The 7200-nt window shown below is 72.9% G+C and carries 10 protein-coding genes; 3 read left to right on the forward strand and 7 right to left on the reverse strand.

The genetic code is table 11. From position 1 onward, the window contains the following. Positions 1-206: 206 nt before the first annotated feature. Together ACCP09_RS31100 and ACCP09_RS31105 are read right to left on the reverse strand one after the other, a co-directional pair. A complete protein-coding gene (locus tag ACCP09_RS31100; RefSeq protein WP_027930032.1) occupies positions 207-833 on the reverse strand; it encodes an MBL fold metallo-hydrolase in 627 nt (208 codons plus the stop codon). Then, a complete protein-coding gene (locus ACCP09_RS31105) occupies positions 830-1915 on the reverse strand; it encodes an S-(hydroxymethyl)mycothiol dehydrogenase (RefSeq protein WP_433752248.1) in 1086 nt (361 codons plus the stop codon). The genes ACCP09_RS31100 and ACCP09_RS31105 overlap by 4 nt, the downstream gene beginning before the upstream one ends. A 127-nt stretch (positions 1916-2042) precedes the next feature. Here ACCP09_RS31105 and ACCP09_RS31110 point away from each other — a divergent pair, with 127 nt between their 5' ends. Beyond that, entirely contained in the window at positions 2043-3290 is a 1248-nt protein-coding gene (locus ACCP09_RS31110) for a response regulator transcription factor (protein ID WP_378364805.1), read from the forward strand. Between the two features lie 302 nt (positions 3291-3592). After that, positions 3593-4123, forward strand: a complete 531-nt coding sequence (locus ACCP09_RS31115; protein WP_167499285.1) for a beta family protein — start codon at positions 3593-3595, stop codon at positions 4121-4123. 16 nt (positions 4124-4139) lie between these two features. Here ACCP09_RS31115 and ACCP09_RS31120 read toward each other — a convergent pair whose 3' ends face one another. Then, entirely contained in the window at positions 4140-4865 is a 726-nt protein-coding gene (locus ACCP09_RS31120; protein WP_433752251.1) for a ferritin-like domain-containing protein, read from the reverse strand. A gap of 103 nt (positions 4866-4968) precedes the next feature. On the opposite strand from ACCP09_RS31120, the gene ACCP09_RS31125 reads away from it, so the two are divergent. Further along, on the forward strand, positions 4969-5415 hold the full coding sequence (locus tag ACCP09_RS31125) for an SRPBCC family protein (protein WP_433752253.1): 447 nt from the start codon (positions 4969-4971) through the stop codon (positions 5413-5415). Here the strand turns inward: ACCP09_RS31125 and ACCP09_RS31130 are convergent. The 4 genes from ACCP09_RS31130 to ACCP09_RS31145 form a co-directional block, all read right to left on the reverse strand. After that, positions 5406-5804 (reverse strand): hypothetical protein, encoded by a 399-nt coding sequence (locus ACCP09_RS31130; protein ID WP_433752255.1) that lies wholly within the window; start codon positions 5802-5804, stop codon positions 5406-5408. The two genes, ACCP09_RS31125 and ACCP09_RS31130, sit on opposite strands and share 10 nt — an antisense overlap. After that, positions 5801-6067 (reverse strand): YbaB/EbfC family nucleoid-associated protein, encoded by a 267-nt coding sequence (locus ACCP09_RS31135; protein WP_433752257.1) that lies wholly within the window; start codon positions 6065-6067, stop codon positions 5801-5803. The genes ACCP09_RS31130 and ACCP09_RS31135 overlap by 4 nt, the downstream gene beginning before the upstream one ends. After that, entirely contained in the window at positions 6064-7014 is a 951-nt protein-coding gene (locus tag ACCP09_RS31140) for a hypothetical protein (RefSeq protein WP_433752259.1), read from the reverse strand. Before ACCP09_RS31140 ends, ACCP09_RS31135 begins: the two co-directional genes overlap by 4 nt. Next, on the reverse strand, positions 7007-7200 hold a 194-nt coding region (locus ACCP09_RS31145; RefSeq protein ID WP_433752261.1), incomplete at its 5' end, for a hypothetical protein. The genes ACCP09_RS31145 and ACCP09_RS31140, both read right to left, overlap by 8 nt.

Consider the following 7200-nt stretch of genomic DNA (forward strand, 5'->3'; position numbering starts at 1 on the left):
GTTGCCGCCGCGACGCCTGCCGCGCACTGAGCGCGGGCGCTACCCCCGCCGACGCACCACCCCGCCGCCGTCGCTGCTGGGCAGCCCGCGCGCTGAGCGCGAGCTGCCCCAGTTCTCGCTCACCGTGGCGGTGGCGGCGTCGTGGCCGAGCAGCCCGCGCGGTAGCCAGGCGCTGCGACGGCCATGGCGTGGGCAAACACGCCAGCTCAGTAGCCGCGCGCGATCCACTCCGCCAGGTGCGGCGCCTCGGTTCCGATGGTGGTGCCGTCGCCGTGGCCGGTGTGCACCCGGGTGTCCTCGGGGAGCTTGAACAGCCGGTCCCGGATCGAGTCGATGATCGTCGGGAAGTCCGAGAACGACCGGCCCGTCGCGCCCGGCCCGCCGGCGAACAACGTGTCGCCGGTGAACAGCGCCTTCGCTTCGGGCAGGTGCAGGCACACCGATCCGGGCGAGTGGCCGGGGGTGTGGATCAGCTCGATCTCGGTGCCCGCGACGGCGATGCGCTGACCGTCGTCGGCCTTCCAGAACGCCTGCCCGGCGTGGGTCATGTCCCACAGCTCCTGGTCGCCCGGGTGCAGGAGCACCGGCGCATACAGCTGCTCGCCGAGCTGCGGCGCGTACGTCACGTGGTCGTTGTGCCCGTGCGTGCAGATCACCGCGACCACCTTGCGCCCCGCGACGGCCTCGACGATCGGCTTGTCGTCGTGCGCGGCGTCGACCACCACCACCTCGCGGTCGTCGCCGATGAGCCAGACGTTGTTGTCGACCTCCCAGCTGCCGCCGTCCAGTTCGAAGACACCGGAGGTGACGACCCGGTCGATCCGGAAGCTCACCAGACCACCACCGAACGCAGCACCTCGCCGGCGTGCATGGTGTGGAAGGCCTTCTCGACGTCGTCCAGCGAGATGCGCTCGGTGACGAACTTGTCCAGCGGCAGCCTGCCCTGCAGGTGCAGGTCGATCAGCACCGGGAAGTCCCGTTCCGGCAGGCAGTCGCCGTACCAGGACGACTTCAGCGCGCCGCCGCGGGAGAAGAAGTCGAGCAGCGGCATCTCCAGGCGCATGTCCGGGGTCGGGACGCCGACCAGCACCACCGTGCCGGCGAGGTCGCGCGCGTAGAAGGCCTGCTTCCAGGTCTCCGGCCTGCCCACCGCGTCGATCACCACGTCCGCGCCGAACCCGCCGGTCAGGGCCTGGACGGCCTCGACGACATCGGTCTCGGTGGCGTTCACCGTGTGCGTGGCGCCCAATTCGGTCGCCCACTCGAGCTTCTTCGCGTCGCGGTCCACGGCGATGATCTTGTGCGCCCCGGCCAGGCGCGCCCCGGCGATGGCCGCGTCGCCCACACCACCGCAGCCGATCACCGCGACGGAATCGCCGCGGCTGACCGCGCCGGTGTTGACCGCCGCGCCCAGCCCGGCCATCACACCGCAGCCGAGCAGGCCGGCGACGGCGGGGTCGGCGGCCGGGTCGACCTTGGTGCACTGCCCGGCGTGCACGAGCGTCTTGTCCGCGAACGCGCCGATGCCCAGCGCCGGGGTCAGCTCGGTGCCGTCGGTCAGGGTCATCTTCTGGGTGGCGTTGAACGTGCTGAAGCAGTACTGCGGGCGGCCGCGTTTGCAGGCGCGGCACTGGCCGCACACGGCACGCCAGTTGAGGACGACGTAGTCGCCCGGCTGGACCGAGTCGACGCCTTCGCCGACGCTTTCGACGGTGCCGGCGGCCTCGTGCCCGAGCAGGAACGGGAACTCGTCGTTGATGCCGCCCTCGCGGTAGGTCAGGTCGGTGTGGCACACCCCGCACGCGGCGATCGCGACCACGACCTCACCGGGACCGGGGTCGGGGATCACGATGTCGGTGAGCTCGACCGGAGCTCCCTTCGAGCGGGCGATCACGCCGCGAACCGTCTGTGGCATCGGCTGTTCCTTTCGGTGGAGAAGCATGCGCGGTGACGCATACCGTTGGCGACGGTAGCCCCGAGTGGCGTTTCCGCGACCTGGTCTTCGGACCAGTAAAACCTCGACCTCCGGTTAGAGTGGCCGCATGGATCCGGTGACCGACCTGGTGGCTCTGCGAGAGGTCGTGGACGGGCCGCTGCACGAGATCGCCCGCCGTCTCTCGCGCTTCCTGGCCGAGCGATGGCCGCACACCGCGCTGGTGGTGTTCACGCGCGAGTGCACCGGGCGGCCACGCAAGGTCGCCGGCGCCACGGAGATGATCAACAAGGTCACGATCGGCGAGCTGGAGGAGCTGAAGGCCGCGGTCGAGCCCGGCCGTCCGGTCAGCACGACCGCGTCGATCGCGGGCGCGGAGCGGACCGTGTGGGTGGTGCTCGATCCGGCCGGCACGCTGCTGGTGCTGGTCCCCCGTGCGGCGCGGCGGCGGCTGCCGGAGCCGGAGCTGCTGGCCGCGATCTTCGGCCTGGTGGTGACCTCGATCAGCCAGCAGGTCGCCCAGGCCAGCCCCGACTACCTCGCCGAGTCGCGGGCCGCCTCCAGCGAGCGGGAGCGGACGATCGCCGAGCTGGCGGCCGCGCACGAGGCGGCGCTGGTGGCGATCCTGACCCCGCTGCGGTCCGCCGGCCTGGACGACCGCCGGGCGCGGCTGTCGGCGGCGGACTCGGCGTCGGCGGCGTTGCTGGCGCTGCGGTCGGCGCGGAAGTCGGACCAGGCGCTGTCCGAGGAGGCGGCGCCGGAGGCGTTCGCCCGGCTGCGCGAGGACATCCGGCAGATGCTGCGGCACCACGAGGCGCCGATCGAGTTCGTCGCCCCGTCCGGCGGTTCCGTGCCCGGCGAGATCGCGCACGCCGCGCGGGCGATGACGCGGACCGCCGTACTGGCGTTCACCGCCCAGCCGGGCCTGGCGCGCCTGCGGATCGCGTGGTCGAGCGACGGCGCGAGCCTGGTGGTCGACGTGCGGGACCAGGGATCCGGGGAGCTGGACGTGGACGCGCTGCGCCGGGGCCTGCAGGGCCGGGCGCGCACCCTGGGCGCCGCGCTGGACATCGACGCCGCGCCGGGCTGGGGCAGCCGGGTGACGATCTCGCTGCCGCTGGACGCACCCGAGCCCTCCGGCGAAACGCGGCTGACGAACCTCAACCGCCGCGAGCGGGAGGTGCTGGCGCTGCTCGCGCAGGGCAAGCGCAACAAGGCGATCGCGGCGGAGCTGGGCGTCACCGAGAGCACGGTGAAGTTCCACGTCACCGGTGTGCTGCAGAAGCTGGAAGTGAGCTCCCGCGGCGAGGCGGCGGCGCTGGCACTGGGCGCGGGCCTCGGCGTGGCGCACGCCTGAGGTCGCGCGTTCGGCGGATCCACGGCCGTTTCACCGTGCTGGTCGCGCGTCCAGCAGCTCACCCACCTGCAACCGCTGATCGACTTCGACGCGTTCACGTCACCCCCGGCGGCCCAGCTGTCCCGGATCGAAGCGGTCGCGCGGGCCTTCCACATCTTCGGCCGTTACCTCATGGTCGATGCCGCCGAGATCAGCGAACCGATCAGGTTCGGAGCGGCAGGCCCGCTCGGCGAGCTCGCCAACCGCCTGTCCGATCCCGTCGACCTGCTCGACAACGACTACCCGTCCGGTACGTCGATCAGGTGGCGCCCCAGCGTGTCGAGCAGGTGCAGGCGGTTCTGGACCTCGTTCGGGTGGTCGGGCCGGTCCGGTCGACCGTCCTGCTGAGCGGCTCCATCCCGCGCACGCTGAATCGCACGGATCTGTGGCAGCAGCCGCGCTACGAGGAACAACTGTGGAACGAGGTCGTGGCCGCGGGGGCGGGCGATCTCCGGTTCGGTGATTACGGCGCCGTGCACCCCATCGCCGGCCCGGGGTTCAGGAGCAAGCACGTGGCCGTGAAGTACTCGTGTCCGGCGGGGTGGGTCTACAGCCGGGAACGCCTGACCGAGGACGAACACTCCGGTGCGGACAGCAGCCTGGCGCACACCCTGCGCCGGACCTGCCGCCGTCTGGTGACGAGCGAGCACTTCGCGGGACCGCGGTTCTCCTGGGGTGACCGGGAAGTGGCCGCGGCCGCAGACGGCCGCGGGAACGGGCTGGGCCGCAGGAGCAAACCGGTCGCCATCGCGACCTCGCACCACCTCGCCTACCTGGCGGCACGCGACCGCTGACCCCGCACACGCGGCCTCAAACCCCGGCGTGCTCCGCTCGCAGCGTGGTCAGGAACCGGCTGAACAGGCGGACCTGTTCGGCCACGAACTCCCGCCGACCGACACCGAGCACACGCAACGCGGCCCCGTGGTCCCACGCGACCACCATCGCGGTGGTGGCGTGCAGCAGCTGCCACGCGGTCCGCACCAGCCACCACACCGGGCGCGGCATCGACCCGCGCAGGCGGTCCCGGTGGAAGGGCACGTGCCGCTGCTCGTCATCGAGGATGCGGGCCGCCACCTCCCGGGTCAGGGCGTCGCCGGAACCGTCGCGCAGGATGCGGTAGTAGCTGAGCGCGACGGTCTCGGCGATCAGCAGGACCGCCAGCTCCAGCCGCAGCCCCAGCCCGCGCCGTAGTGAGACGAACACCGTGTCGGTCCAGTGACGCGTGATCGTCGGCGCCCCGGCGGCCTCGAGCAGGCGGGCGAGCAGCCGCGCGTGGTTCTGCTCCTCGGCGACGAACAGCCGCACCGCCGCGGCGTAGGCGGGATCGCCGGTCCGCTCCGCGGCGCGGTTGAGCCGCACGCCGTCGCCGGATTCGCCGACCTGGAACCGCTGCAGGCTGCGCACCACGGCGCGATCGAGCCGGGCGCCGCGCGCCCAGTCCGGATCACCCCGGTCCTGCCTGGCCCGCGCGGCCTCCTGGAACTCCCGCAGCCAACCGCCGGCATCCCGCAACAGAACCCCCTCGCGTCCGGGCACTCCTTGACAGGACGGTCGAGCGCGGACGAGGTTGCCGCGCCGAACTCCTTCCGGGCACCGTCCGACCGGCCTACCCTCGACGCACCACGAGAGGAGTCGCGTCATGTCCGGGAAGACCACCGCCGCAGTGGACATCGCGCGCAGCCCGCAGGAGGTGTTCGGCTTCCTCACCGACGCCACCCACCTGCCCGACTGGCAGCCCGACGTCCGCACCGCCGCCTTCGACGGCCCGGCCCCGGTCACCGTCGGGACCCGCGGGCACGAGGTCCGCCATGTCATGGGCGCCGACCGGACCATCGCGTGGGAGGTGACGGCCTACGACCCGGGCCGGCGCTACGGGGTCCGCGGCGTGGACGGGCCGGTCCGGGCGAACGTGGACGTCACGTTCACCCCGGAGGGCCAGGGCACCCACGTCGAGTACGGCATCGCCTTCGAGGGGCACGGCGTGGGCAGGTTCATCGCTCCCCTGGCGCGCCGCAACGCGCGCAAGCAAGTGCCCGCCACGCTCGGCCTGCTCAAGCAGCACCTCGAAGCGCAGCCTCACGGCTGAGTGGGCAACGTTCCGCCGCAGTGCGGGCAGCACGTCACCCGCTCCCGTGCCGCCCGGCGCCGGTGCTCGTCCGCCAGACCGGTGAACAACTCCTCCGGCTCGTCGCCCGCCGGCGGACGGGGGCGGCGCACCGCGGACGGCGGCGCCCCCTGACCTGCCCGCCGGATCGCGCTCACCACCGCCTCCGCCAACCGTGCTTCCGGCACCGTCCGCAGGCGCGCCGCGTCCAGCCGCACGTCGACCAGGACACCGGTTCCGCTGACCAGCACGTCGCCGAACCCACCGTCGATCGCCTCGCTGACCGTGGCCCTGGCGCGTTCCTCTGCGGCGCGTGCGATCGCCCGCAGGCGCTCGTCGGATTCCCGGGCCAGGTCGTCGAACCCGGTCACGTCGCGATCCCCGGCAGCACGGCGGACATCGCCTGCCGCCGGTGCTCGGCGGCAGCGGCGCGGGCGGCCGCGACCGCGGACACGATCTCGCGGCCCAGGACGTCCGGGTGCACACGCCGCAGGGTGCCCGCGGCCAGTCGCAGGCCGGTCAGGTTGCCGTGTCCGTTCACTTCGGCCGCCACGTTCCCGTGCGCGGCGGTGGTGCGGTGGTGGTCGAGCCGCCTGCCGAGTTCGGCCAGCGGCGGCGGGAGTTCCGGCGTCACTGCGCACCGGCCTTCGGCGCGGCGGGCGGCATGTCCAACGGCGGCGGCCCGACCACCGTGACCTGCCCGTCCGGTTCCGGTTCAGCCGCGCCGAGGTCGACGTCGTCGGCGTACCCGCTGATCGCCTCGGCGGCCGCCACGTACTCGTCCTCGTCGAGACCGTCGAAGCCGTGGTCGAAGGTCTGCTCGAACCGGTGCAGCGCCGCGGCGCTCACGTCCTTGCCGAAGTGGTCCGCGCTGACCTGCGCGAGGTGCGCCGCGAACCCGGGCGGCACCTCGGCGAGGACGGTGCTGCCGTAGGGCTTCGGCAACCAGTGGGCGGGTTCCTTCAGCGATTCGGCCATCGCCGCGGGCAGGGTGAGCTGCGCCAGGGTGTTGCACGCCTCCCGGAGCTTGGCCAGAGCGGCGCCGGCGTCGCGCTCGACGATCGCCTGGATCTGCGCCACCTTGCCGGACAGGGTGGCCATGATCGTGAAGACCGCTCCGGTCACCGACACCGGTGCGGTGCCCGAAGCGAACCCGGCGACGCCGAGCAGGCCGGCGTTCAGAATGGCGGCCGTGGCGTCGTTGACGGCGCCGTGGCAGTCCGCGGCGCAGGTGGCCATCGCCTTGTTCACCTCGCCGAGCGCGACGGCGACCTGCCCGGCCGCGGCCTGGTACTCCGCGTGCCGGGCCAGGGTATCGTCGACGTGCCGGACGAACGCGTCCGCGGCATCGCCGGCCCACACGTGCTTGACCTCGCTCTTCACGGTCTCCAGCCGGCTCTTGCAGCCGGCGAACCGCCTGCCGAGCTCGGTCCCCCACAGGTGCGCCAGCGCGTCGAGCGCGGCGGTCCGCGGTTCCCAGTCCGGCGCGGTCCGCAACAGGTCGGCCAGGTCGTCGTAACCCGTGCTCTCCGCGCACAGGATCACCACGTCGAACGCCAGCGGCAGGTTCCGGTCAGCCATGTGATCCCTTCCGGTAGCCGAACGCCTCGGCGTACTCCTCGTCGACACGGGCGTAGACGCCCGCGATCTGCTTGAGCGTCAGCTCGGACTCGGCCAGCACCGTCGCGCCGTGTGCCAGGGCGAGCCGCACCTCGGCCACGGCGTCCTGATAGGACCGCACCCCGTCCACGATGGACGGACTGCGCC

The organism is Amycolatopsis sp. 3B14, from assembly GCF_050958625.1.
GTDB lineage: Bacteria > Actinomycetota > Actinomycetes > Mycobacteriales > Pseudonocardiaceae > Amycolatopsis_E > Amycolatopsis_E thermoflava.

Excerpts from the sequence above, each read along its gene's own strand:
- ACCP09_RS31105 (WP_433752248.1), bottom strand. The coding sequence starts at position 1,915 with ATGCCACAGACGGTTCGCGGCGTGATCGCCCGCTCGAAGGGAGCTCCG.
- ACCP09_RS31125 (WP_433752253.1), top strand. The coding sequence starts at position 4,969 with ATGTCCGGGAAGACCACCGCCGCAGTGGACATCGCGCGCAGCCCGCAG.
- ACCP09_RS31110 (WP_378364805.1), top strand. The coding sequence starts at position 2,043 with ATGGATCCGGTGACCGACCTGGTGGCTCTGCGAGAGGTCGTGGACGGG.
- ACCP09_RS31140 (WP_433752259.1), bottom strand. The coding sequence starts at position 7,014 with ATGGCTGACCGGAACCTGCCGCTGGCGTTCGACGTGGTGATCCTGTGC.